At 67.2% G+C, this 23,935-nt stretch carries 16 protein-coding genes; 7 read left to right on the forward strand and 9 right to left on the reverse strand.

The window, feature by feature from the left end:
* Positions 1 to 133 precede the first annotated feature (133 nt).
* The 5 genes from AB4Y35_RS14920 to AB4Y35_RS14940 all read left to right on the forward strand — a co-directional run bounded on the left by AB4Y35_RS14920 (position 134) and on the right by AB4Y35_RS14940 (position 11,194).
* Complete coding sequence (locus tag AB4Y35_RS14920; protein WP_368704908.1) at positions 134 to 1,681, forward strand: class I adenylate-forming enzyme family protein; 1,548 nt, start codon at positions 134 to 136, stop codon at positions 1,679 to 1,681.
* A 481-nt stretch (positions 1,682 to 2,162) separates the two neighbouring features.
* Positions 2,163 to 2,999 (forward strand): IclR family transcriptional regulator, encoded by an 837-nt coding sequence (locus AB4Y35_RS14925; protein WP_368704909.1) that lies wholly within the window; start codon positions 2,163 to 2,165, stop codon positions 2,997 to 2,999.
* Positions 3,000 to 3,399: 400 nt separating this feature from the next.
* Positions 3,400 to 4,764 carry an MdtA/MuxA family multidrug efflux RND transporter periplasmic adaptor subunit gene (locus AB4Y35_RS14930; RefSeq protein WP_368704910.1) on the forward strand — a complete coding sequence of 455 codons (1,365 nt, stop codon included), beginning with the start codon at positions 3,400 to 3,402 and terminating at the stop codon, positions 4,762 to 4,764.
* Between the two features lie 6 nt (positions 4,765 to 4,770).
* Positions 4,771 to 7,893 (forward strand): MdtB/MuxB family multidrug efflux RND transporter permease subunit, encoded by a 3,123-nt coding sequence (locus AB4Y35_RS14935; protein WP_368704911.1) that lies wholly within the window; start codon positions 4,771 to 4,773, stop codon positions 7,891 to 7,893.
* Between the two features lie 4 nt (positions 7,894 to 7,897).
* Positions 7,898 to 11,194 (forward strand): efflux RND transporter permease subunit, encoded by a 3,297-nt coding sequence (locus AB4Y35_RS14940; protein ID WP_368704912.1) that lies wholly within the window; start codon positions 7,898 to 7,900, stop codon positions 11,192 to 11,194.
* A 47-nt stretch (positions 11,195 to 11,241) separates the two neighbouring features.
* On the opposite strand, the gene AB4Y35_RS14945 is transcribed toward AB4Y35_RS14940, so the two are convergent.
* The 5 genes from AB4Y35_RS14945 to AB4Y35_RS14965 form a co-directional block, all read right to left on the reverse strand.
* Positions 11,242 to 11,505 (reverse strand): hypothetical protein, encoded by a 264-nt coding sequence (locus AB4Y35_RS14945; RefSeq protein WP_368704913.1) that lies wholly within the window; start codon positions 11,503 to 11,505, stop codon positions 11,242 to 11,244.
* Positions 11,506 to 11,539: 34 nt separating this feature from the next.
* Positions 11,540 to 12,082: an outer membrane protein assembly factor BamE gene (locus AB4Y35_RS14950; RefSeq protein ID WP_254357527.1), complete on the reverse strand. Its 543-nt coding sequence runs from the start codon at positions 12,080 to 12,082 to the stop codon at positions 11,540 to 11,542.
* Between the two features lie 71 nt (positions 12,083 to 12,153).
* Positions 12,154 to 12,621, reverse strand: coding sequence for a hypothetical protein (locus AB4Y35_RS14955; protein WP_368704914.1), 468 nt, complete (start codon positions 12,619 to 12,621; stop codon positions 12,154 to 12,156).
* 130 nt (positions 12,622 to 12,751) lie between these two features.
* Positions 12,752 to 13,315 (reverse strand): peroxiredoxin, encoded by a 564-nt coding sequence (locus AB4Y35_RS14960; protein ID WP_368686471.1) that lies wholly within the window; start codon positions 13,313 to 13,315, stop codon positions 12,752 to 12,754.
* A gap of 162 nt (positions 13,316 to 13,477) precedes the next feature.
* Positions 13,478 to 14,770 (reverse strand): EAL and HDOD domain-containing protein, encoded by a 1,293-nt coding sequence (locus tag AB4Y35_RS14965; RefSeq protein ID WP_368704915.1) that lies wholly within the window; start codon positions 14,768 to 14,770, stop codon positions 13,478 to 13,480.
* A 408-nt stretch (positions 14,771 to 15,178) separates the two neighbouring features.
* Here AB4Y35_RS14965 and AB4Y35_RS14970 point away from each other — a divergent pair, with 408 nt between their 5' ends.
* A complete protein-coding gene (locus AB4Y35_RS14970) occupies positions 15,179 to 17,152 on the forward strand; it encodes a putative bifunctional diguanylate cyclase/phosphodiesterase (protein ID WP_368704916.1) in 1,974 nt (657 codons plus the stop codon).
* A gap of 48 nt (positions 17,153 to 17,200) precedes the next feature.
* Complete coding sequence (locus AB4Y35_RS14975; RefSeq protein ID WP_368705411.1) at positions 17,201 to 18,643, forward strand: HDOD domain-containing protein; 1,443 nt, start codon at positions 17,201 to 17,203, stop codon at positions 18,641 to 18,643.
* 70 nt (positions 18,644 to 18,713) lie between these two features.
* On the opposite strand, the gene AB4Y35_RS14980 is transcribed toward AB4Y35_RS14975, so the two are convergent.
* The 4 genes from AB4Y35_RS14980 to astB form a co-directional block, all read right to left on the reverse strand.
* Positions 18,714 to 20,099: an EAL and HDOD domain-containing protein gene (locus AB4Y35_RS14980; RefSeq protein WP_368704917.1), complete on the reverse strand. Its 1,386-nt coding sequence runs from the start codon at positions 20,097 to 20,099 to the stop codon at positions 18,714 to 18,716.
* A gap of 328 nt (positions 20,100 to 20,427) precedes the next feature.
* Positions 20,428 to 21,228: an ABC transporter substrate-binding protein gene (locus AB4Y35_RS14985; RefSeq protein ID WP_368704918.1), complete on the reverse strand. Its 801-nt coding sequence runs from the start codon at positions 21,226 to 21,228 to the stop codon at positions 20,428 to 20,430.
* Between the two features lie 330 nt (positions 21,229 to 21,558).
* Entirely contained in the window at positions 21,559 to 22,611 is a 1,053-nt protein-coding gene (gene astE / locus AB4Y35_RS14990) for a succinylglutamate desuccinylase (RefSeq protein WP_368704919.1), read from the reverse strand.
* The gene (astB, locus tag AB4Y35_RS14995; RefSeq protein ID WP_368694651.1) at positions 22,595 to 23,935 is read right to left on the reverse strand and encodes an N-succinylarginine dihydrolase; all 1,341 of its coding nucleotides are present in this window, start codon (positions 23,933 to 23,935) and stop codon (positions 22,595 to 22,597) included. Before astB ends, astE begins: the two co-directional genes overlap by 17 nt.

Consider the following 23,935-nt stretch of genomic DNA (forward strand, 5'->3'; position numbering starts at 1 on the left):
TGACCGGCCCGAGAATCGAACGCACGTTCACAAACCGTGAAGCGTGCCCGCGCGCCCACCAGAAGGGAGACCATTGCGCAAGAGAACCGCATCACGCCACCGCGAAGCCATCTTTCCAGTGAGGTATGAGGCCATGTCCGTGCAGTCCCCGTCACCCGACTCCCCGTTCGTCGACTTGACCGCCATGATTCGCCACCGCACGGTGGAACACGGCGCGCGTGCGGCCATTGTCTGCGAAGACGAGACGGTCACGTTCGCCGCGCTCGATGCGCTGATCGACCGCTGCGCTGCCGCGCTGCAGCGTGACGGGCTGGCTCCCGAAGACGTCGTTGCCATCTGTGCGTCGAGTTCAATCTCCTATGCCGCCGTCTTCTTCGGCGCGCTCCGGGCAGGACTCGCGGTCGCCCCGCTGTCGCCCTCCACGCACCCGGACAGCCTCGTCGCCATGCTGGAAAACTCGCGGGCGCGGATCCTCTTCGCCGACGACACGGTTCGCCAGTCGCTCGCGGGCGTCACGCTGCCGCCTGCGCTGCGCGTCATCGACATCGGTGCAGCCGGGCAATACGATGCCTGGCTCGCGCCAGTGGGCGCCGCGCCCCGGCAGGTGGAGATCCGGCCGGAGTGGGCCTTCAACATCATTTACTCGTCCGGCACGACGGGCGCGCCCAAAGGGATCGTCCAGTCGCACGCGATGCGCTACGCCTATACGCTGCGTAGCCTCGAGCGCGGATACGGGCCGGAGTGCGTTACCTTGATTGCGACGCCCCTCTATTCGAACACCACGCTGGTGAGCTTCTTCCCGACCCTGGCGCTCGGCGGAACGGTTGTCCTCATGCCGAAGTTCGATGCGAAGCAGTATCTCGAGCTTGCCGAGCGCAAGCACGTCACGCACACCATGCTGGTGCCGGTGCAATACCAGCGCATCCTCGGCCATCCGGACTTCGATCGCTACGACCTGTCCCGTTTCCACTCGAAGTTCTGCACGAGTGCGCCGTTCGCGGCGGCCCTCAAGGCGGACGCCCTGCGCAGATGGCCCGGCAAGCTCACCGAGTTCTATGGCATGACCGAAGGCGGCGCGTCATGCGAGCTTTGCGCGGACGAGTTTCCCGACAAGTTGCACACCGTTGGCCGCCCGCTGAGCGGCCATGAAATGCGCCTGATCGATGCGGACGGACGCGAGGTCGCCACCGGGGAAGCGGGTGAAATCGTCGGGCGTTCGCCAGCCATGATGACCGGCTACTACCGGCAACCGGACAAGACGGCGCAAGCCGAGTGGTACGACAGCGATGGCCGGCGCTTCATCCGGACCGGAGATGTCGGCCGCTTCGACGAAGACGGCTTCCTCGTGCTGATGGACCGCAAGAAGGACATGATCATCTCGGGCGGCTTCAACATCTACCCGAGCGATCTGGAACAGGTGCTCGCCCGGCATCCCGAAGTCCTTGAATCCGCAGTGGTCGGCGTGCCGTCGGCGCGCTGGGGCGAAACGCCGGTGGCGTTCGTCACGCTCCGGCGCGCTTCGGCATTGACCGCCGACACGCTCGCCGACTGGGCCAACGGGCAATTGGGGAAGATGCAACGACTTGCCGACGTGGTGATCGTCGACGCGCTGCCGCGCAGCCCGATCGGCAAGGTGCTCAAGCGCGAGTTGCGCGAGGGTTTTCGCGGCGAAGTTGCATGACCGGCCGCCAGGCGCGGGAGTGCCCGTTTGCCCGTTTGCCTGTTTGCAGCCGGGCGGAAAAAAAAGCGCCACGTTTGCACGTGGCGCCTTGAAAAGTTCTAGCCATTCCGAGGGCCGTGCTAGAACCTGAGAGACGGTATTCGGATGCGCCGTGCCATCGGAAAAAGATACGCAATTATGCGAATTGCATAACACGAGGCACATTAAAACCCCGCAATGTTGCGGGGTCGAGGCGGATTGCCGAAATCGGGTTCCATTTTTTACCTACATGCTGACTAAGTCAAGCAAAATCTCGCCAAAATGCGCCAATCGTCGAGCTTCTGGCATCCATTACAATCGTCTGATAATTTGCACCCTAATTTAGGGAGCGACGCGTTGATCGAACGCAAACGACCGTACCACGCGGCACGCCGCGCTGACTTTGTAACGCCTCGCGCGAAATCTCAAAACTGAAATCCTGTTTCGGAAAATTGTCCCGCCAATGACTTCCGCACCCGATTCGCGCCATCTTGATGAACCTCCGCGAGATAAAGACGGCGGCGCCGACGAAGTGACCGCGCTCGCGCGCGGCCTTGCCGTCCTGCGCTGCGTCGCGGCCGCCGACGCGCCGCTCAGCAACCGCGAACTGACCGAGCTGACCGGCATTCCCAAGCCCACGCTTTCGCGCCTCACGGGCACGCTCGTGAGCACGGGCTTTCTCGCCCGGCTGCCCGACAGCGAACGCTTCGTGCTCACCTCGTCGGTGCTCGAGCTGTCCAACGGCTTCCTGCGCAACTCCGACATTCGCAGCCGGGCGCGGCCGTTTCTCACGCGGCTGGCCGAGCGCACCGCGCTCTCGGTGCACCTGACCGTGCGCGACCGTCTGGACATGGTCGTGATCGACGCGATCCGCCCGCGCACCGCCGTGCTCGTCACGCGCCTCGAGGTCGGCTCGCGCATCGACATGGGCCGCACCGCCGTCGGGCGCGCCTACCTCGCCGCGCTCGATCCGCACGCGCGCGCCGAACTCACCGCCGCGCTGCAGACTTCGACCGGCAACGACTGGGGCGTCTTCGGCAGCCGGCTCGACGCGGCGCTCGCCGAGACAGCCGCCCACGGCTACGGGCTCGCGATCGGCGAGTGGTACGAGGGGCTCAACGCCATCGCCACGGCGTTCGCGGGTCCCAACGGCGAGATCTACGCCATCAACTGCGGCGGCGCCGCGCAGCAGTGCCCGCGCGAGTGGCTCGTCAGCCACGTCGTGCCGCTGCTGCGCGAATGCGTCGCGCGCGTCGTCGACGAAATCGGCGGCGCCCTGCGCCTGCCCCACGCGACCTGACAACCCGAGCGCCTGCGCCTTACAAAAAACACACGAAGGGTGTAACGCTCGTAACGTCTCGAAAGAAACGGCACTGGACTGTAACGAAGCGGACAACGTAGCATCATGCTTTTTGGCGGCACGGGCCAGCTGCGCCGCCGCCCTTCGCCCGTAACGCCAGCCAGTCGCCAGCGACGCCTTCCATGCCCGTGAGCGCATGGCGCGGCATGCGGGCCGCAGCGCGGCGCGTCCTGACATCTTGCTTGCGCACGGCCTGCGTAGCATCGGCGCGCGCCCGCTGCGCCGGCGCCGTGCGCTGCTGCGCGCGCCTCTGCGAGCGCCTCGCGGCCGGCCCCCTGTAGTGCGCTCAGCCAAGAGCCTTCGAGAACCCCGCTTCGAGAACCTGTTACCGACCTGACCGATGGATCAACAAGAAAAGCGCCCGGATTCCCCCCGTAAAGACACGACGCCGCAGTCCCCCGCTCCGGTCGCCGCGAGGCGCGGCAAGGGCAAGTTCATCGCGCTGGGCGTGGTCATCGTGATCGCCGGCATCGTGCTCGCGCGCTGGCAGCCGTGGAACAAGGCGCTCTCGGGCGGCAACGCCGCACCGGCGGCCGGCGCGCACGCGCGTCGCGGCGGTCCGGGCGCCATGGCCAACATGCCGCAGCCCGTGAGCGTGGCCACGGCGAAGGCCGGCGACATGCCCATCGTCATCACCGCGCTCGGCACGGTCACGCCGCTCGCCGACATCACGGTGCGCACGCAACTATCCGGCACGCTTCAGGACGTGTACTTCCAGGAAGGCCAGATGGTGAAAAAGGGCGACGTGCTCGCGCAGATCGACCCGCGCCCGTACCAGATCTCGCTCGCCAACGCCGAAGGCCAGCTCGCCCGCGACCAGGCGCTGCTCGCCACGGCGCGCCTCGACCTCAAGCGCTACCAGACGCTGCTCTCGCAAGACTCGATCGCGAGCCAGCAGGTCGACACCCAGGCCTCGCTCGTCAAGCAATACGAGGGCACCGTCAAGTCCGATCAGGCCAGCGTCGATACCTACAAGCTCGACCTCACCTACGCGCGCATCACGGCGCCCGTCTCGGGCCGCGTGGGCCTGCGCCAGGTCGATCCGGGCAACTACGTGACGCCCAGCGACACCAACGGCATCGTCGTGCTCACGCAGCTGGAGCCGATCAGCGTGATCTTCACGACTTCGGAGGACAACCTGCCCCCCATCATGAAGCAGCTGCGCGCGGGCACCAAAATGTCGGTCACGGCCTACGACCGCAGCAACACGACGATGCTCGAAGCCGGCTCGCTGCAGACCATCGACAACCAGATCGACACCACCACGGGCACCGTCAAGCTGCGCGCGAGCTTCACGAACCACGAACAAGGGCTCTTTCCGAATCAGTTCGTGAATGCGCGCCTGCTCGTCGATACGATCCACGACGCCGTGATCGTGCCCACATCGGCCGTGCTCAACGGCTCGCAGGGACAGTACGTCTATGTCGCGAAGCCCGACAACACGGTCACGGTGCGGCTCGTGAAGGTCGGCCCCGTCGATGCCGAGCGCACCAGCATCGCCTCGGGCCTCACCGTGGGCGAGCGCGTGGTGACCGACGGCTCCGACCGTCTGCGCGAAGGCGCGAAGATCACGATTCCCGCCGAGCATCCGCAACACGCGAAGGGGGCGTCGGGCGCCGCGGGCGCGCAAGGCGCCTCGTGGGCCGGCGCGGCCTCGGGCGCGCGTCATGGCCATCGCCACGCCTCGCAGACGCAAGCCCAGTAAGCCAGCATGAATCCATCCCGCGCCTTTATCCTGCGGCCGGTCGGCACGGCGTTGCTCATGGCGGCGATCATGCTGGTCGGCCTCGTCGCGCTGCGCTTCCTGCCGCTTTCCGCGCTGCCCGAAGTCGATTACCCGACCATCCAGGTGCAGACCTTCTACCCGGGCGCGAGCCCGGACGTGATGACGTCCTCGGTCACGGCGCCGCTCGAACGCCAGTTCGGGCAGATGCCGTCGCTCAACCAGATGTCGTCGCAGAGTTCGGCGGGCTCCTCGGTCATCACGCTCCAGTTCAGCCTCGACCTGCCGCTCGACGTGGCCGAGCAGGAAGTGCAGGCCGCCATCAACGCGGCCGGCAACCTGCTGCCCTCGGACCTGCCCGCGCCGCCGATCTACGCCAAGGTCAATCCCGCCGACGCGCCGATCCTCACGCTCGCGATCACCTCGAAAACGCTGCCGCTCACGCAGATCCAGGATCTCGCCGACACCCGCCTCGCGCAGAAAATCTCGCAGGTGGCGGGCGTGGGCCTCGTGAGCCTCTCGGGCGGCCAGCGCCCGGCCGTGCGCATCCAGGCGAATCCGCGCGCGCTCGCGGCCTACGGCCTGAACCTCGACGACCTGCGCACGAGCATTTCGAACCTGAACGTCAACACGCCCAAGGGCAACTTCGACGGCCCCACGCGCGCCTACACGATCAACGCGAACGACCAGCTGACCGACGCGGACGCTTACAAAGACGCCGTGATCGCGTACCGCAACGGCCGCCCCGTCATGCTCACCGACGTCGCGAACATCGTGCAGGGCGCGGAAAACACCAAGCTCGGCGCATGGGCCGACGGCACGCCCGCGATCATCCTGAACGTGCAGCGCCAGCCGGGCGCGAACGTGATCCAGGTGGTGGACAGCATCAAGGCGCTGTTGCCGCAGCTGCAGGAAGCACTGCCCTCTTCGCTCGACGTGCAGATCGTCACCGACCGCACCACCACGATCCGCGCCTCGGTGCGCGACGTGCAGTTCGAGCTGCTGATGTCGGTGGTGCTCGTGGTGCTGGTGATGTACCTGTTCCTCGCGAACATCTACGCCACGATCATTCCGAGCCTTTCGGTGCCGCTCTCGCTGATCGGCACGCTCGCGGTCATGTACCTGTGCGGCTTCTCGCTCGACAACCTGTCGTTGATGGCGCTCACCATCGCCACCGGTTTCGTGGTGGACGACGCCATCGTCATGATCGAGAACATCGCGCGCTACGTGGAGGCGGGCGACACCCCGCTCGAAGCGGCGCTAAAGGGTTCGAAGCAGATCGGCTTCACCATCATCTCGCTGACGGTGTCGCTGATCGCCGTGCTGATTCCGCTGCTCTTCATGGGCGACGTGGTGGGCCGCCTGTTCCACGAGTTCGCCATCACGCTCGCGGTGACGATCGTGATCTCGGCCGTGGTCTCGCTCACGCTCGTGCCGATGATGTGCGCGAAGATGCTGCGCCACACGCCGCCGCCCGAAAGCCACCGCTTCGAGGCGCGCGTGCATGCGTTCTTCGACTATGTGATCGGCCGCTACGGCGTGGCGCTCGAATGGGTGCTCGCCCGCCAGCGCCTCACGATGATCGTGTTCCTCATCACGCTCGTGCTCACCGGCATTCTCTACGTGATCGTGCCCAAGGGCTTCTTCCCCGTGCAGGACACGGGCGTGATCCAGGCCATCACGCAGATGCCGCAATCGGTCTCGTATGCGTCGATGGCCGAGCGCCAGCAGGCGCTCGCCGCGGAGATTCTCAAGAACGAGAACGTGGAGAGCCTCACCTCGTTCATCGGCGTGGACGGCACCAACATCACGCTCAACAGCGGCCGCATGCTCATCAACCTGAAGCCGCGCGACGACCGCAGCGAAACGGCGAGCGAGATCATCCGCGACCTGCAAAAGAGCGTGGCCCACGTGCCGGGCGCGACGCTCTACATGCAGCCGGTGCAGGACCTCACGATCGACTCGACGGTGAGCCCGACGCAATACCAGTTCATGCTCACCACGCCGAACATCCAGGACTTCACGACCTGGGTGCCGAAGCTCGTGCAACACCTGAAGCAACTGCCCGAACTCGCGGACGTGGCGACCGACCTGCAGGACCAGGGCAGCTCCGTGTTCATCGAGATCGACCGCGCGAGCGCGGCGCGCTACGGCATCACGCCCGCGACGGTGGACAACGCGCTGTACGACGCCTACGGCCAGCGCATCATCTCGACGATCTTCACGCAATCGAACCAGTACCGCGTGATCCTCGAAGCCGATCCGGTTCTGCAGCACTACACCGACGCGCTAAATTCGATCTACCTGCCCTCTTCGACCTCGACCACGGGCCAGGTGCCGCTGTCGGCCATCGCGAAGTTCCACGAGCGGCCCGCGCCGCTGCTCGTCACGCATCTCTCGCAGTTCCCGGCCACGACGGTCTCGTTCAACCTCGCGCAGGGCTCCTCGCTCGGCGCGGCCGTGAAGGCGATCCAGCAGGCGGAAAAGGACATCGGCCTGCCGGGCTCGTTCCAGACGCGCTTCCAGGGCGCCGCGCTCGCGTTCCAGGCGTCGCTGTCCAACGAGCTGTTCCTGATCCTCGCGGCCATCGTCACGATGTATATCGTGCTCGGCGTGCTGTACGAGAGCTTCGTGCATCCGATCACGATCCTCTCGACGCTGCCGTCGGCCGGGATCGGCGCGCTGCTCGCGCTGATCCTGACCGGGCACGACCTCGACATCATCGGCATCATCGGCATCGTGCTGTTGATCGGCATCGTGAAGAAGAACGCCATCATGATGATCGACTTCGCGCTCGAGGCCGAGCGCCACGAAGGCAAGCCGCCGCGCGAGGCGATCTACCAGGCGTGTCTGCTGCGCTTCCGGCCGATCATGATGACGACGATGGCGGCGCTGCTCGGCGCCGTGCCGCTTATCCTCGGCTACGGCGCGGGCAGCGAGCTGCGCCGGCCGCTCGGCATCGCGATTGCGGGCGGCCTGATCGTGAGCCAGGCGCTCACGCTCTTCACGACGCCGGTGATCTACCTCGCGTTCGACCGGATCGCACAGCGTCTGCGCCGGCGCTTCGGCGGTGGTTCGCACGGCGCGGCGTCGTCTTCGTCGGAGAGCTGACGCGATGAATCTCTCGCGCCCGTTCATCTCGCGCCCCGTCGCGACCACGCTGCTCGCCGTCGGCATTGCGCTGGCCGGCCTCTTCGCGTTCACGAAGCTGCCGGTCGCGCCCTTGCCGCAGGTGGACTTTCCGACCATCTCCGTGCAGGCCACCTTGCCGGGCGCGAGCCCCGAAACGGTGGCGACCAGCGTGGCGAGCCCGCTGGAGCGGCACCTCGGCTCGATCGCCGACGTCTCGGAGATGACCTCGCAAAGCTCGGTGGGCAGCACGCGCATCACGCTGCAATTCGGCCTGAACCGCGACATCGACGGCGCGGCGCGCGACGTGCAGGCGGCGATCAACGCCGCGCGCGCGGACCTGCCCACGAGCCTGCGGCAGAACCCGACCTACCACAAGGTCAACCCCGCCGACGCGCCGATCCTGATTCTCGCGCTCACCTCGCCCACCTTGAGCGCGGGCCAGCTCTACGACTCGGCGGCCACGGTGCTGCAGCAGTCGCTCTCGCAGGTGGACGGCGTGGGCGAAGTCGACGTGAGCGGCTCGGCCAATCCGGCCGTGCGCGTGGAGCTGGAGCCGCATGCGCTCTTTCACTACGGCATCGGCCTCGAAGACGTGCGCGCGGCGCTCGCCTCGGCCAACGCGAACAGCCCCAAGGGCGATATCGAATTCGGTCCGCAGCGCTTCCAGCTCTACACCAACGACCAGGCGAGCAAGGCGAGCCAGTACAAGGACCTCGTGATCGCCTACCGCAACGGCGCGGGCGTGAAGCTCTCGGACGTGGGCGAAGTGGTCGATTCGGTGGAAGACCTGCGCAACATCGGCCTCGCCAACGGCAAGCGCTCCGTGCTCGTGATCCTCTACCGCCAGCCGGGCGCGAACATCATCGAGACCGTGGACCGCGTCGTCGCCATGCTGCCACAGCTCAAGGCGTCGCTGCCCGCCGACGTCGAGGTGATCCCGACGTCCGACCGCTCGGTCACGATCCGCTCCTCGCTCAAGGACACCGAGCACACGCTCATGATCGCCGTGGCGCTCGTCGTGATGGTGGTGTTCCTGTTCCTGCGCAACTGGCGCGCGACGCTCATTCCGAGCGTGGCCGTGCCCATCTCGATCATCGGCACCTTCGCGGCGATGTACCTGATGGGCTTCTCGCTCGACAATCTCTCGTTGATGGCGCTCACCATCGCGACCGGCTTCGTCGTGGACGACGCGATCGTCGTGCTGGAGAACATCTCGCGACATATCGAAAACGGCGTGCCGCGCATGAAGGCGGCGCTGCTCGGCGCGCGCGAGGTGGGCTTCACGGTGCTCTCGATCAGCGTCTCGCTCGTCGCCGTGTTCCTGCCGATTCTGCTGATGGGCGGCATCGTCGGGCGCCTGTTCCGCGAGTTCGCGCTCACGCTCTCGCTCGCCATTGCGGTGTCGCTGGCCGTCTCGCTCACGCTCACGCCGATGATGTGCTCGCGCCTGCTCGAAGAGGCGCACGAGAAGAAGGAAGAAGGCCGCTTCGCGCAGTGGCTCGAGCGCGGCTTCCAGCGCCTGCAGGGCGGCTACGAGCGCACGCTCGGCTGGGCGCTCGCGCATCCGTTCATCATCCTGCTCACGCTCATCGCGACGATCGCGCTGAACGTCGCGCTCTACGTGGTCGTGCCCAAGGGCTTCTTTCCGCAGCAGGACACGGGGCGCCTGGTCGGCGGCATCCAGGCCGACCAGTCCACCTCGTTTCAGGCGATGAAGGTGAAGTTCGCCGAGATGATGCGTATCGTGCAGGCGAACCCGGCCGTGGAATCGGTCGCGGGATTCTCGGGCGGGCGCGCGACCAACTCGGGCTTCATGTTCGTCTCGCTCAAGCCCAAGAGCGAGCGCAAGCTTTCCGCCGACCAGGTGATCGCGCAACTGCGCGGGCCGCTCTCGAACGTGGCGGGCGCGCGCACCTTCCTGCAGGCGGTGCAGGACATTCGCGTGGGCGGCCGGCAGTCGAACGCGCAGTACCAGTTCACGCTGCTCGCAGACAACACCGCCGATCTCTACAAGTGGGGGCCGAAGCTCACCGAGGCGCTGCAGGCGCGGCCCGAACTCGCCGACGTGAACTCGGACCAGCAGCAAGGCGGCCTCGAGTCGATGATCAACATCGACCGGCAGAGCGCCGCGCGGCTGAACATCACGCCCTCGCAGATCGACAACACGCTTTACGACGCGTTCGGCCAGCGCCAGGTCTCGACGATCTACAACCCGCTCAACCAGTACCACGTGGTGATGGAAGTCGCGCCAAAGTACTGGCAGAGCCCGACCATGCTCAACGAGATCTGGGTCAGCACCTCGGGCGGCACGGCGAGCGGCGCGCAGAGCACCAACGCGACGGCCGGCACGGTGACGGCCACCACCGCCTCGACGGGCGGCACGGCCGCCACCACGGCGACGAGCGCCGCGGCCATCGCCGCCGATTCGGCGCGCAACCTCGCGACCAACTCGCTCGCCGCGAGCGGCAAGTCGAGCGCGTCGTCGGGCGCGGCGGTGTCCACGTCGAAGGAAACCATGGTGCCGCTCTCGTCGATCGCCTCGTTCGGCCCCGGCACGACGCCGCTTTCGGTGAATCACCAGAGCCAGTTCGTGGCCTCGACGATCTCGTTCAACCTGCCGCCCGGCAAATCGCTCTCCGACGCGACCCAGGCGATCTACGACACGATGGGCGAGATCGGCATGCCCGCGACGATTCACGGCAGCTTCCAGGGCACGGCGCAGGCGTTCCAGCAGTCGCTCGACAACCAGCCGCTGCTGATTCTCGCGGCGCTCGCGGCCGTGTATATCGTGTTGGGCATTCTCTACGAGAGCTACATCCACCCGCTCACGATTCTCTCCACCCTGCCGTCGGCGGGCGTGGGCGCCCTGCTCGCGCTGCTGCTCTTCAAGACGGAGTTCAGCATCATCGCGCTGATCGGCGTGATTCTGCTGATCGGCATCGTGAAGAAGAACGCCATCATGATGGTGGACTTCGCGATCCAGGCGTCGCGTGAGGGGCTGAGTTCGCGCGATGCGATTTACCAGGCCTGCCTGCTGCGCTTCCGGCCGATCATGATGACGACCTGCGCGGCGCTGCTCGGCGCGCTGCCGCTCGCGTTCGGGCGCGGCGAAGGTGCGGAGTTGCGCGCGCCGCTCGGCATTTCGATCGTGGGCGGTCTGATCGTGAGCCAGATGCTCACGCTCTATACGACGCCGGTGGTCTATCTGTACATGGACCGGCTGCGCGTGTGGTGGGATGCGAAGCGCGGGCGCGCGGCGCCCGCAGCGCAGGCGGAGTGAGCGTTCCTGCTGTAGACAACGGCTGAAGCGTGGCTTCAGCCGTTTTTTTATGCGCGTGCCCGTCGAGGCTCGCGCTGGCGCAAATGCGCCGGCAGGCACCGCACGATCAGATGCAGCAACAGCGGCACGATGATGCCGTCGTCCACGACACCGGCGACCGGCAGCGCGAGATTGAACGGGTCGAGCGCATAGAGCGCGAGCAGCGCCGTGGCGGGCACGAGCCACACGGGGCGCCCCGGCTGACGCAGCGCGTGCCACAGCACGCGCGCATCGCCCTTCACCACATGCCATAGCAACGCGATACGTTTCATCTGCTTCCTCCTTGCGGCTGGCGCGCTCGCCGCCTCAATGCTGCTCGTGGCCCGGTGCGTCCGAGCGCGACGTCCTGATCACGAGTCCATCCGGCGCGAAATGGGCGTTGAACATGCCGTCCCCCGCCACGCCGCCTTCGGCCCAGTGCCAGCTCCACACTTCCTCGTGGCTCAACGCGTATTTTGCTACCGTGGCCGGCTTGCCGAGCAGGCGCCGCACTTCGTCCTGCGGCATGCCCGGCACGACCTGCGCGATATTCTGCGCCGTGAGCGCCTGGGTCATCGCCACGAGCTTGCCGTTCGCGTCGAAGTCGAGCATCCACGTGGTGAGGCCGTTGGGCCCGCGCGGGTATTCGAGGCGCTGCGCGCCGTCGTCGTCCTCCCACACCATTTCGGGCTTGCCCGCCTGCCGGCGTACGTCCTCGACCGTCGACACGCCAATGCGCAGGCCGCCGAACGCCATCGAATCGGGCTTGATCGCGTTGACGGCGTCGGCGACCTTTTGCTGGTCGCACGCCGCGAGCAGCGTGGCGCAGACGGCGATCAGGGCCGCCGCGATCCAGGGTTTTCGTGACATATCCAGTGTGCGTTGCCGGGAAGTAGTTGGGACAGCGCTGCGCCCGGAACGTTCGGCGGCGGTTGCGACGCTCAGAGTTTTTGCGCGATCGCCAGCGTAAAAATGCGCGCCCAGCGCTTCGCTTCGCGCTCGCTTTGCATCGGCAATTGCCAGAGCGGGCGCTTCGGGTCGGCCACACGCAACACCACGTGCCAGCCGTTGGCATCGCGCGCCGGCTGCGCGCCTTGCAGGTCGGCGAAGATATACGCGCCATGCGCGCCGCCCTGGGTCAGCTCGCAAAAGCGCTTGCCGGCCGCGAGACGGGCCTCGCCCCAGGCGCCGGCCACGCGGTGCGTCCAGTCGCCTTCGCCGCACACGTTGGGCGCCACGTCGCGCATCCGGCGCCACACCCAGGCGATGAGCGCGACGAACAACGCCGCGGCCAGCACGGCGGCGCCCACGGCAACGCCCGTGCCGAACTGCGCCGCGATGGCGTTGAAGGACCAGTAAGCGCCGTAGACGAGCGCGGCGAAAGCTAAAAGAACAACGACGATCGGCATGCGAGGAATCCGTGCGGCGGGAGAGAGAAGTCAGGGCGAAACGCGGAGGGGCGACTGGAACAGATCGCGACGAGGCCCGCGCGCGTGGCGGGCCTCGTGGCTTGCTACGGTTTGCGATGACTCGCGATCACTACTGCTGCGGATGCTGCGCGGCCCATTCCTTCAGGGCGCGCAACGTGTTCGTCACGTGCTGGTCCGGCGACAGGCTCGTGTATTCGTAGATGATCTTGCCGTCCGGCGCGATCACATATGAGACGCGATTGGCCATCGACTCGTGCATCGGCATCGACGCGTCGTACGACTTGATGATCTTCGAGTCTTCGTCTGCGGCCACTGGGAACTTGCTGCGGCACTCGCTCACCGAGAACTTCGTGAGCGTGTCGATGTTGTCGTGCGAAACGCCGATCACGGTCGCGCCGTACTGCTTGTACTGATCGACCGCTTCAGCGAATTCGTGCGCCTCGATCGTGCAACCCTTCGTGAACGCGGCCGGGTAGAAGTACACCACCACCGGCCCCTTCTTCAGCTCCGAAGCGAGCGAATAGGTATAGGTCTTGCCACCCAGCGATGCCTGGGTCGTGAAGTCGGGTGCGGCATCGCCCGGCTTCAGTGTCGCCTGTGCAGACAGCGTAAAGAGCGCAAGCCCGGCGCAGACGAGCGCCGCGGCTCCCGCCGCAAAGAACCTCGGTTTCATGTCAAATGCCCTCGAGTTGAATCGCCACGCCGGCGCGCGTTTTGCCCGCGGGTCTTGCCCATCATGCAAATGAGACGCATGACGCCGCGGCGATACCAATATTGGATCACACAATTGCGGCACCCGCAGCGCGCCCCCCGGCGCCAACCTTACGATCTTATTTCAACCCTCGGCATACGCCGTGAACCACGCGCCGGCCCACAGGTTCAACTCGCCGAGCAGCGGCGGCGTGAGCGCGTTGAACATGCCGCCCGCCTCGCGCGCGAGACGCTGCGCGCCGTCGTGATCGCCACGCTCGGCCGCGGTCGCGATGCGCAGCAGCGTGCCGAGCTCGCCGCGATGACCGTCGACGGCCTCGACGATCTCGCGCGCAAGGCCGAGACGATCGAGCGTGTTCTCAGGCGTCGAACCCACCAGCACGTGCACGAGGGAAAAGATGCCGGTCATGAAGGCGGCATCGGCGAAATCGGGGTCCTGCGGGCTCAGGCTGCGTGCGGCAAGCTCCATGAAGTGCGAGCGCGTGCCCGCGAGCTGCACGAGCGGGTCCGAGCCCCAGGGCAGGTCGCGTCCGCTCGCGTAAAGCAGCAGTTGCGCCCAGCGCGCGATCTGGCGCGTGCCCGCCGCGAGCACCGCTTCGCGCAGCGACGAAATCGGCCGCCCCGGCGAGTACGCGCTCGAATTGACGAGACGCAGCAGTTGCACCACTACGCCCGGGTGGCTGCGCAGTTCGCGTTCGAGTTCGGCCGTGCCGACGTCGTTGGCGACCAGCGCGAGCAGGCGCACGAGCGCAAGGCGCGAAGCGCGCACGCGCGGCGCGCGCAGCACCTGCGGGCGCGCGAAGAAGTAGCCCTGAAACAGCTCGAAGCCGAGCGACGAGGCCAGTTCGAAGTCCTCGCCCGTCTCGACCTTCTCGGCGATCAGCGTCTTGCCGTGCGCGGCGAGGCTCGCGACGAGGCCGGGCAGCGCCGCGCGCTCGGTCTGCAGCAGGTCGACCTTGATGATGTCCGCGTACGGCAAGGCGCGCAGCAGGTTCTCCGTGATCTCGCACACGTCGTCGAAGGCAATGCGGTAGCCGGCGCGGCGCAGTTGCGCGAGACGCTCCAGCACCGCGGCGTCGAAGCGCACGTGTTCGAGCACCTCCAGCACGAAGCGGCCCGGCGGCAGCAGATGCACGATGTCGTCGAACAGCAGCTCGCGGCTGATGTTGACATAGCCGTAGTGACGGCCGAGCACCGCGGGCACGCCGAGCTGGCCGATCGTGCGCGTCATCACCTGGGCCGTGGCGAGCGCGTCGTCGTCGACGTCCGCGCGGTTCTGCGCGCCGCCTCGGAACAGCAACTCATAGGCGTTGAGCGCGCCATTGCGATCGAGAATAGGCTGCCGCCCGAGATAGACGAACGGCTGCGGACCGGTTGATGCCCCGGGAGCAAGGCCGGGTTGTGAAGCTGACGGCATAGAAGGCGCGGAACCAGGGGTGCCCCTGCCCGCATCGTCTCGCGCAGCCTCGCTTGCCGGCGCGGCAAACGCTGACGATGAATCGGACATGGCGGATGACTCGTACGGATGGAATGGCCGGTAATGGCCGCCGACGCGCCGGGCCGCCCCTGCGGCCCGCAAGACGGGCGCTTCACGCGCGCCGACCCATCGCGCATGGCGAACGGCGTCTCGACCGGCGCCACTTTAACCGAATCTGGACGCCACCGCACCGATCTCCCGTCACGTTTGTGCGTTAGGTGTTTTTTCGGTCGCCGCGGCTAAAGATTTCTCGTCCGGGGTCGATAACTTGCTCTGATGGGCGGCTTCAGCCGGATATGGAAACCGGCCGGGACGCCACAGACAAACAAAGGGTTGCCAGCGACAGACATGGAAGCGAACAGGATCTCCGCGCCCCGCCAGGGCTGGTTGCGCACGGTCGTCGACCGGTTTTACGCGCTTGCCGGCCTCAAGGGCATTGCCGGCGACCCGCCCATGCCTGGCGACGCGAACGCCTCTCATGCCGCGCAGGCACAGGGCGCAGCGCAAGCGGCCGAAGCCGCCGTCGACCAGGGCGCCGCGCCGCTCGTGCCCCCGTCGCCCGCCGCAGCCGGACCCGACTACGCCGACGCCGTTTCACTCTCGTTCGAGAACACGGCCGCGGCGGTGGACTTCCTCGTCCACGTGGACGCGAGGCTGCACTTTCTTTACGTCTCCGACGCGAGCCTGCGCTTCGCGGGGTATCACCGCGAGTTCCTGCTCGGCGCGACGCTCGCCGACATCGTCACGCCCGAGCATCACGAGCGCCTCGAGGCGCTGATCGCGCGCGCCACGCACAGCGGCGCCGTGGAAAAAGACACGATCGACCTCGTCAAGGCCCTCACCTACCCGCTTCCCGTGGAGCTGCGCGTGCAGCGCGCCCAGTACGGCGAGACGGCCGGCTTCGCCGTGGCGGGCTTCGACGTCTCCGGCTGGCAAGGCACCGAGGCCGCGCTCACCCACGCGCTCCATCACGACCCGCTCACCGGCCTGCCCAACCAGACCGCGCTTGCGCCCGCGCTGCAGCGCGCCCAGGCCGACGCGGACCATTTCGGCGTGCCGGTGGCGCTGCTGCTGCTCGACCTCGACGACTATCAGCGCGTGAACCGCGCGCTCGGCTACGACGCCGGCGACGAGCTGCTGCGCGAGACCGCGCGGCGCCTCACCCACCTCGCCCTGCAGGGCGAAATGATCGCGCGCATCGGCAGCGACGAGTTCGCCATCCTGATCACGCCGCAACGCCACGCCGCGCCCGACGAAGTGCGCGCCGCCGCCGAAGCGCTTGGCCGCCGCCTGCTCACCTCCATCCTGCAGCCGTACTCGTTTCGCAACCAGCCCGTGCACCTTTCGGCGAGCATCGGCATTGCGTTCCATCCGGACCAGCGCCCGGATGCCTCCGGCCTGGGCGACGCCGATGCCAGCGCCGACACCACGCCGCTCATCCGCCGCGCGGACCAGGCGCTCCAGCAGGCCAAGGCGATCGGCGGCAACACGCTGACGTTGCACGTGCCCGTCGACGATCCCACCGACGCCATGCGCCTGAAGCTGGAGTCGGACCTCTACGACGGTGTGCGCAACGGCGAATTCTCGCTACACTTCCAGCCCATCACGAGCAGCGCGTCGCGCGGCGTGGTCGGCGTGGAGGCATTGATCCGCTGGCAACATCCATTGCACGGTCTCGTGCCGCCTTCAACATTTATTCCGCTTGCGGAATCCGTCGGCCTGATTAATTATCTCGGCAATTGGGTTTTGAAGGCTGCCTGTATGCAACTGACCCAATGGGACGAGCAAGGCATCGAGCTGCAGTACGTGGCGGTCAATGTCTCGCCCCAGCAGTTCCGCAATCCGCGGTTCAGGGAAAGTGTCGAGGAGGCGATCGAGCTCACCGGAGTCGATCCGTGCCGGCTGGTGTTCGAGATCACCGAAAGCCTGCTCATGCACGATCCGCAGCATGCGAAAACGCTGCTCGAAGAGCTCACGTCGCTTGGCATTCGCTTCGCGGTGGACGACTTCGGCACCGGGTATTCGAGTCTCGCGTACCTGCAGCGCTTCCCGCTCTCGAAGCTGAAGATCGATCGAAGCTTCGTCGAGAACCTCATCACTTCGCGCAACGATCAGGCGATCGTCAACGCGGTGGTGGGGCTCGCGCGTACGCTCGATCTCGAGCTCGTGGCCGAGGGCGTGGAGACGGAGGCGCAGCGCGAGCTGCTGACGAACATGGGTTGCGAGCACATCCAGGGATGGCTCGTCTGCAAGGCGCTGCCTTCAGAAGAATTGCAGCAGCGCTTCGTTTCGGGTGCGTTGCACGTGCACGAGGTGCAATGATGCGGGCATCGCAAACAGCAGGGCTTTCGCGAAATTGACATGGTTCAGATGGTAAAGGCCGTCCTGCTAGACCGCTTGTGGGCCCGCATGAATGAACGCGGGGACTTCCCCTTGCTGTCGCAATCGCTGCGCACCACGGTCGCGGCGATGACCAACGACGACTACGATTTCAGCGCGCTCGTGAAGGTCGTGCTCTCGGATTTCGCGCTCACGCAGAAGGTGCTGCGTCTCGCCAATTCGGCCATGTACATGGCGTTCGGCGGCAACATCACGACCGTCACGCGCGCGCTGATGGTCCTCGGCATGGACGCGGTCGGCCATCTCGTCGTCGGCCTGAAGATCGTCGATCACTTTCACCACAGCGCGCCGCGCCGCATCGACGCCAAGCTCGAACTGAACCGCACCATGCTCTCGGGCTGCGTCGCACGCAAGCTCACCGAGCACGGCGACCTGCGCGCGGGCGAAGAGGCCGTGGTCTGCACGCTGATGCGCCAGGTGGGCAAGCTGCTCGTGGTGTTCTATCTCGAACCCGAGTGGGACCAGATCCGCCGCGAGATCGATGAAGGCTCGAGCGACGACGAAGCCTGCCTCGAAGTGCTCGGCGTGACCTTCGAAGAACTCGGCCTCGAAGCCGCCACGCGCTGGCGCCTGCCCGACACGATCCGTGCGGGCATGCGCCAGTACGACCCGGCCGACAAGGAACCGCGCGACGTGCAGTGGCTGCGCGCCATCACCAACTATTCGACCGAAGTCGCGCGCGTGCTGACCACCCAGGGCCTCTCCGAAGAGATGCGCGAGACGCATATCGCCGAGCTTGCGCAGCACTACGGCCGCGCGCTCTCGACCGATGCCGATGTGCTCGTGCAGATGAGCCTCGCGCTCGCGCGCGAGGAAGCCGAAGACGGCGTGATGCGCGAGATCGTCGAATTGCGCGCCAACGCCGACGCCATCGCCCGCGAAGCGCTCGATCCCGAGGCGCGCATTGCGGCCGGCGTCGAGGACCTGCGCGCATTGCCGGCCGACAGCGCGCTGAGCACCGCCCTCACGCTCGCAACCGAAACCGTGCTCGCGGGCCTCGGTTTCGCACGCAGCGTGGTGTTCGTGCGACGCGGCGCGAACATGTTCGAGGCGCAGCACGGCTTCGGCCCGCACATGGGCGACGTGCTGCCCAAGCTCGCGTTCTCCGCCGCGTTCCAGCCCGACGTGTTTCACCTTGCCATCGCGAACAAGGTCGGCATCTTCATCGAGAATGCACGCGACGCGAAGATTCTCGCGCGCCTGCCCGGCTGGTATCGCTCGAGCTTCGACGACGCGCGCGCGTTCGTCCTGCTGCCCGTGGGCGCGCCTGGCGTCGAGCCCGTTGCGCTGATGTACGGCGACTGGCTCGTGAACCAGGAGCCGCGCCGCATTTCACAGAAAGAGATGAGCGCGCTGAACGACCTCGCGCAGCAACTCGCGCGCTTCTTCACGCACGTTCCGCAGACCGCCTGAGTCCTGCCTGTCCCGACTGAATCTTCACTGAGCGCGGCGCCGCATCGCTTCGCGGCACCGCCCCGCCCGCTCAATCTTCGATCCGCTCCAGCCCTTCGTCTTCCGCGTCGCGGCCGGACGTGCCCGCCCATTCCGCGGCCGTGAGCGTGATCGCCGCGACCGTCGCGGCGTCGAGCGGCTCGAGTTCCGCGCACAGCGCATCCACGCGGGCCCAGTCCGCACGCTCGAGCGCCTCGGAAAGTTCGAGCAGCCGCCCGAGCGCGCCCTCGCGCTTTACGATCGCCGTGCGGATCGGCTTGGCCAGCGTGAGCACTTCGAGCGTGCTTTCGAGGGGACCGCCGAACACCGCCTCGACGAACGAGAACACCCCCACGAGGAACGCCGCGTCTTCCTCTTCGAGGTGTGCCTTGGCAAGCTGCGTCACCGCGATTTCCATGAAGCGCGCGCGCGTGGCCACGAGTTGCAGCAGCGGGTCGTCTTCGGCGGCGATCTTGCGGCCGTCGGCGTAGAGCAGCAACTGCGTCCAGCGCGCGATCGCGTTGGTGCCGGTCGCATTGATCGCCTCGCGCAGCGTCGTCACCTTGCGGCCGATGTTCATGCTGCCCGAGTTGGCGAGCCGCATCAGATGCATCACGAGCACGGGGTTGAGCTTCAGTTCCGCTTCGAGCTGCGCAACGGTGGGTTCGGCCGCAAGCAGATGCAGGAGGTTCAGCAGCGCCTGGCGCGGCGCGCTGGAGCGGCGCGCGCCGCCGTGCGGTTTCGCGAAGAAGTAGCCCTGGAAGCGGTCGAAGCCGAGTGCGTGCGCGCGCTGATAGTCTTCCTGGGTCTCGACGCCCATCGCCACGAGAAGCTTGCCCGCCGCCTTCATCACGCTCGCGAACTTCGGCAGCACCGCGGGCGCGATCTCGCGGATATCGATCTTGATGGCGTCCACATATGGCAGCAGTTTCGCGAGCGACTCATCCGCCTTCGACACGTGGTCGAGCGCGAAGCGGTAGCGGCGGCGGTGCAGCTCGACGAGCCGCGCGATCAGGTCCGCTTCCGCGCCGATGTCCACGGGCAACTCGAGCATGACGCGCTCGGGGCTCACGCGCAGCAGACCGTCGTGGAAAAGCGCATCGCGCGTCATGTCGAGCCAGGCGGGATGGCCCGCGAGCGAGGCGCGCAAGCCGGGCGCGGCGAAGCTTTTGAGGAGCGCGGTGCTCGTGGCGGAAGGCTTGGGCGTCATGCCCGAGGCCTGGTCTTTGGCGGCCGCTTCGGCCTCTTGTTCGATTTCGGCGCTTTCGCGCCGGTCCACGAGGCGCGGCGACGTCTCGAACGCGCAGAGGAGGCCCTCCCGGTCGAGCATCGGCTGGCGCGCGAAATACACGTCGATGGGCGGGCCGGCTTGTTCCGGCGACTGCGTGCTGCCCGCGACTCCTGACATCTGCGGCCGGTCTGCGGCGTTCAAGCTCATGGGGTCCCCCGCGCGGCGCCGCGCGCATGGCGGCGCCCTGGTCTTGTTTCTTGGCATGCCGCAACCGTTTGCGCTTCGCACACATTGCGCGCCGGACGCGGCACTTTCTTGTGTCGATTTTATCCTGGCAAGTAAGGCGCGGAAATGAAGTTCTGCGCGATCCGCGGGATTTTTTTGTGGTTTTTGCAGTGCCGCACGCGTCACCGGCGCTGCGTTGCCGTTCGACACAAGAACGATTTGATAGGCAATCCGAAGCAAAGGCGCAAAAAAACCGGCCGGCTGGATTTCGTCCAGCCGGCCGGTCTATCGATCTATCGATGCGGGTCGATTACTTCAGCACGACCTTCACGTCGAAATACTTCGCCGCGATGCGGTCGAGCGTGCCGTCCGCCTTCAGGTCCTTGAGCGCGCCGTTCAAGGCGGTCTTGAGCGCCGCATCGTTCTTGCGCACACCGTAGCCCACGCCCTCGCCGAGCAGCTTCGCGTCCACGACCTGCGGGCCCGCGAACGCGAAGGCCGCGCCCTGCGGCTTGTTCAGGAATCCCTTGGAGGCGGCTTCGGCGTCGAGAAACGAGGCGTCGAGGCGGCCCGACACGAGGTCCGCGTAGATCTGGTCCTGCGTCGGGTACGGCACGACGTCGACGCCCGCCGGCGCCCACTTCGCTTTCGCGTAGGTTTCCTGGATCGTGCCCTGGAGCACGCCCACGTGCTTGCCCTTGAGCGACTCGGGCGTGGGCTGCAGCGTGCTGCCCTTCTTCGCGATCATCTGGTTCGGAATCGCGTAGATGGGGTCGGTGAAGTCGATGGCCTGGCGGCGCTGGTCCGTGATCGACATGTCGGAATTGATCGCGGCGAACTTGCGCGCCTGCAGCGCCGGGATCAGGCCGTCGAACGAGTTTTCCACCCACACGCACTTTGCCTTGAGCTTCGCGCAGACGGCATTGCCCACGTCGATATCGAAGCCCTGCAGTTCGCCCGCGGGCGACTTCGATTCGAACGGCGCGTACGACGCCTCCACGCCAAAGCGGATTTCCTTGATATCGGCGGCGTGTGCGGCCCCTGCCGCGCCTGCCGTCATGGCGGCCGCGCAGAATGCGAGCGTTGCCAGCTTGTTCCAGTTCGTCTTCATCAATGTCTCATTCCAGTCAGATTGGGTGCGCCGGCGGAGCCCGTTCAGGCCGCTTCATGGTTCGATTCGCGGCTAAAAAACGGCTTCCCGGCGCCGGCACAGGATCGCTGCGCCAACAACACGGCTCAATCGCGCGCACCGTGTGTGGTGCGCCGCAACAACCGCGAGGGCGCGATTGTACCGCGACGGCGCCGGCGCCCCGCCCCGCGGGCGGCAAGCGGCGCATGGCGGGCCCGCGCGCGGCGGCGAGCTCACGCGCTGCGTTCGAACATGCAAGTGGGTGTCGTGGCTGCGCAAGCGCGGGAGCGCGCGTGCGCGTGCGGCTAGCGCTCAGGCGAGCGCGGCGAGCGTCTCGCGGGTCGTATCGACGACGAGCAGGCCCGCGCGCAAGCCCGGCTTCACGCCCGGATTCGGAAACACGATGCGCTCCTCGTCGTGCTGTACGACGTAGCGGTAGGCGCCGTCTTCCGCCAGCACCTCGCCGCGCGGGAACGGGGTGAAGTTGGGCACGTCGGCGGCCACGTTGAGCTTGAGCGCCGCGCTCTGCTTCGTGATCTGGCCGATCACCGTGAAGATGCGCGGCATCTGCGCGCCCTTCGGCAACGACAACTCTCCCGCCACGAGACGGCGCACGGCGGCATCGGCACCGGCGAAGCGCGCCAGGTCATTCTGGCCGAACGGACGCACCTTGCCCAGTTCGAGCGTGCAGGCGAGCGCCCCGCACGTTTCGGCCGTAAACGACGACAAGGTCGCGCCCTTCTCGGTGTGGATCAGCACGGCCGCGATGCGCGCGTCGGCGAGCCATTCGAGCATCGCGCGCGCGGGCGGCGCGCCCGTGTGCGGCAGCAGCGCGAACTGCTCGAACGCCGAAGCGCGGATCGCCGTATGCATGTCGAGGTGCCAGCGCGCGAAAGGTGCAGCGGCGGGACTCGCGGCCTGCGCGAAGAAGCGCTGCGCCGCCGCTTCGAGCGCCACGGCGCGCGGCGCCTCGCGGCTCGCCGGCACACGCGCATGGCGGCCGCCGAACAGGCGGTTGAGATCGTCGTCGAGATAGCGCTCGCCGGCGCGCATCGCGCCGGCATTGCCGAGCACCGCGAGCACGCGGCAGGCGAGCGGCGCGCGGCCCGCCGCGATGTCGGCCACGAGCTGCGAGAGCAGTTCGATCGGCGCCGTTTCGTCGCCGTGCACGCCTGCCGACAGCAACACGCTGCGCGTCGTCTCGTCGATGCGTGCCGGTTCCAGCTCCAGCACGCCCTCGTCGAGCCACTGCCAGCGCACGCCGCCCGCGCATTCGCCACGCGCCGCTGCGGGCGTGGCCGGACGCGCGCCCGCGAGCGTGTACGCGAGAAAGTCCGCGAGCGGGGTATCAGCGCTGGAAGTCATAGAGCGATCCAAGGCCGAGAATCTGCGTGAGTTCGTCGAGCGCCGTGCGCGACTCGACAAGCAGCGCCGGATCGGTCAGGTCCTGCGGCGCGAGCCGGTCGCGATAGTGCCGCTCGATCCAGCCGTCGAGGCGCGTGAAGAGCGCGTCGTTCATCCACACGCCGGGGGCCGTCGCCGCGCGCTCTTCCGCGCTGAGCACCACGCGCAGACGCAGGCACGCCGGGCCGCCGCCGTTCTTCATGCTCTCGCGCAGGTCGAACACGAGCACTTCGTCCACCGGCCCGCTGCTCGCGACCAGTTCGTCGAGGTAGATCGCCACGTGCGGATTCTCGCGGCACTCCTGCGGCACGACGAGAATCTGCGTGCCGTCCGCGCGGCTCAGCAACTGGCTGTTGAAGAGATAGGACGACACCGCGTCGGCCACGCTCACGCGCGCTTCGGGCACTTCGATCACGTGGAACGGCGCGTCGTACGCCGCGAGCTTCGTGCGCAACTCGTCGTAGACCGCCTTCTGGTCGACGAACGCGCGCTCGTGGCAAAACAGCGTGCTGCGGTTGCCCACGGCGATCACGTCGTTATGGAACACGCCGGCGTCGATCACATCCGGATTCTGCTGCGCGAACACGGTGCCCGCATCGGTCAGGCCGTGGCGCTGCGCGATGGCGCGGCTCGCCTCGAACGTCTGCCGCGCCGGGAAGCGCTTGGGCTCCGGTCCACGACGGTATTCGCTGCGCCCGTACACGAAGAACTCCACGCCGCGCTCGCCGTACTGCGCGCTGAAGCGCGTATGGTTGGCCGCGCCTTCGTCGCCGAGCGCGGGCGTGCCGGGCAGCGCCTCGTGCACGACGAAGTGCGACGGGTCCGCGAACACCGTGGAAAGCGTGCGGCGCGTGGCCTCGTGCTCGATCGCACGATGCAGCTTGCTGCACAGGTTCGCAGGCGTGAAGTGCACACGCCGGTTCGGCGTATCCGCCGAAGGGCTCACCGTGGCCGCATTCGCGGTCCACATGGCCGACGCCGAGCTTGCCGCCGCGAGCAGTTCGGGCGCGTCCTTCGCGGCGCGCGCAATCGCTTCGGCATCCTTACCGCCGAAGCCCAGCTCGCGCAGCAGCCGCATGGACGGCCGCTCCTGCGGCGGCAGCACGCCTTGCGCGAAGCCGAGGTCGGCGAGCCGCTTCATCTTGCGCAAGCCCTGCTGCGCCGCGGCGCGCGGGTTCGCGACGGACTTCTCGTTGCTCTGCGAGGCGACGTTGCCGAACGACAGCCCGGCGTAGTTGTGCGTGGGGCCGACGAGTCCGTCGAAGTTGGCTTCAAGGGTTTGCAT

This window comes from Paraburkholderia sp. EG286A (genome assembly GCF_040965375.1).
Taxonomy (GTDB): Bacteria; Pseudomonadota; Gammaproteobacteria; order Burkholderiales; family Burkholderiaceae; genus Paraburkholderia.

What these genes read in the sequence shown, in the direction of transcription:
- AB4Y35_RS14955 (WP_368704914.1), bottom strand. Translation starts at nt 12,621, where the DNA reads ATGCCGATCGTCGTTGTTCTTTTAGCTTTCGCCGCGCTCGTCTACGGC.
- AB4Y35_RS14930 (WP_368704910.1), top strand. Translation starts at nt 3,400, where the DNA reads ATGGATCAACAAGAAAAGCGCCCGGATTCCCCCCGTAAAGACACGACG.
- AB4Y35_RS14925 (WP_368704909.1), top strand. Translation starts at nt 2,163, where the DNA reads ATGACTTCCGCACCCGATTCGCGCCATCTTGATGAACCTCCGCGAGAT.
- AB4Y35_RS14980 (WP_368704917.1), bottom strand. Translation starts at nt 20,099, where the DNA reads ATGAGCTTGAACGCCGCAGACCGGCCGCAGATGTCAGGAGTCGCGGGC.
- AB4Y35_RS14950 (WP_254357527.1), bottom strand. Translation starts at nt 12,082, where the DNA reads ATGTCACGAAAACCCTGGATCGCGGCGGCCCTGATCGCCGTCTGCGCC.
- AB4Y35_RS14965 (WP_368704915.1), bottom strand. Translation starts at nt 14,770, where the DNA reads ATGCCGTCAGCTTCACAACCCGGCCTTGCTCCCGGGGCATCAACCGGT.
- astE (WP_368704919.1), bottom strand. Translation starts at nt 22,611, where the DNA reads ATGACTTCCAGCGCTGATACCCCGCTCGCGGACTTTCTCGCGTACACG.
- AB4Y35_RS14960 (WP_368686471.1), bottom strand. Translation starts at nt 13,315, where the DNA reads ATGAAACCGAGGTTCTTTGCGGCGGGAGCCGCGGCGCTCGTCTGCGCC.
- AB4Y35_RS14935 (WP_368704911.1), top strand. Translation starts at nt 4,771, where the DNA reads ATGAATCCATCCCGCGCCTTTATCCTGCGGCCGGTCGGCACGGCGTTG.
- AB4Y35_RS14940 (WP_368704912.1), top strand. Translation starts at nt 7,898, where the DNA reads ATGAATCTCTCGCGCCCGTTCATCTCGCGCCCCGTCGCGACCACGCTG.
- AB4Y35_RS14920 (WP_368704908.1), top strand. Translation starts at nt 134, where the DNA reads ATGTCCGTGCAGTCCCCGTCACCCGACTCCCCGTTCGTCGACTTGACC.
- AB4Y35_RS14975 (WP_368705411.1), top strand. Translation starts at nt 17,201, where the DNA reads ATGGTAAAGGCCGTCCTGCTAGACCGCTTGTGGGCCCGCATGAATGAA.
- astB (WP_368694651.1), bottom strand. Translation starts at nt 23,935, where the DNA reads ATGCAAACCCTTGAAGCCAACTTCGACGGACTCGTCGGCCCCACGCAC.
- AB4Y35_RS14970 (WP_368704916.1), top strand. Translation starts at nt 15,179, where the DNA reads ATGGAAGCGAACAGGATCTCCGCGCCCCGCCAGGGCTGGTTGCGCACG.
- AB4Y35_RS14985 (WP_368704918.1), bottom strand. Translation starts at nt 21,228, where the DNA reads ATGAAGACGAACTGGAACAAGCTGGCAACGCTCGCATTCTGCGCGGCC.
- AB4Y35_RS14945 (WP_368704913.1), bottom strand. Translation starts at nt 11,505, where the DNA reads ATGAAACGTATCGCGTTGCTATGGCATGTGGTGAAGGGCGATGCGCGC.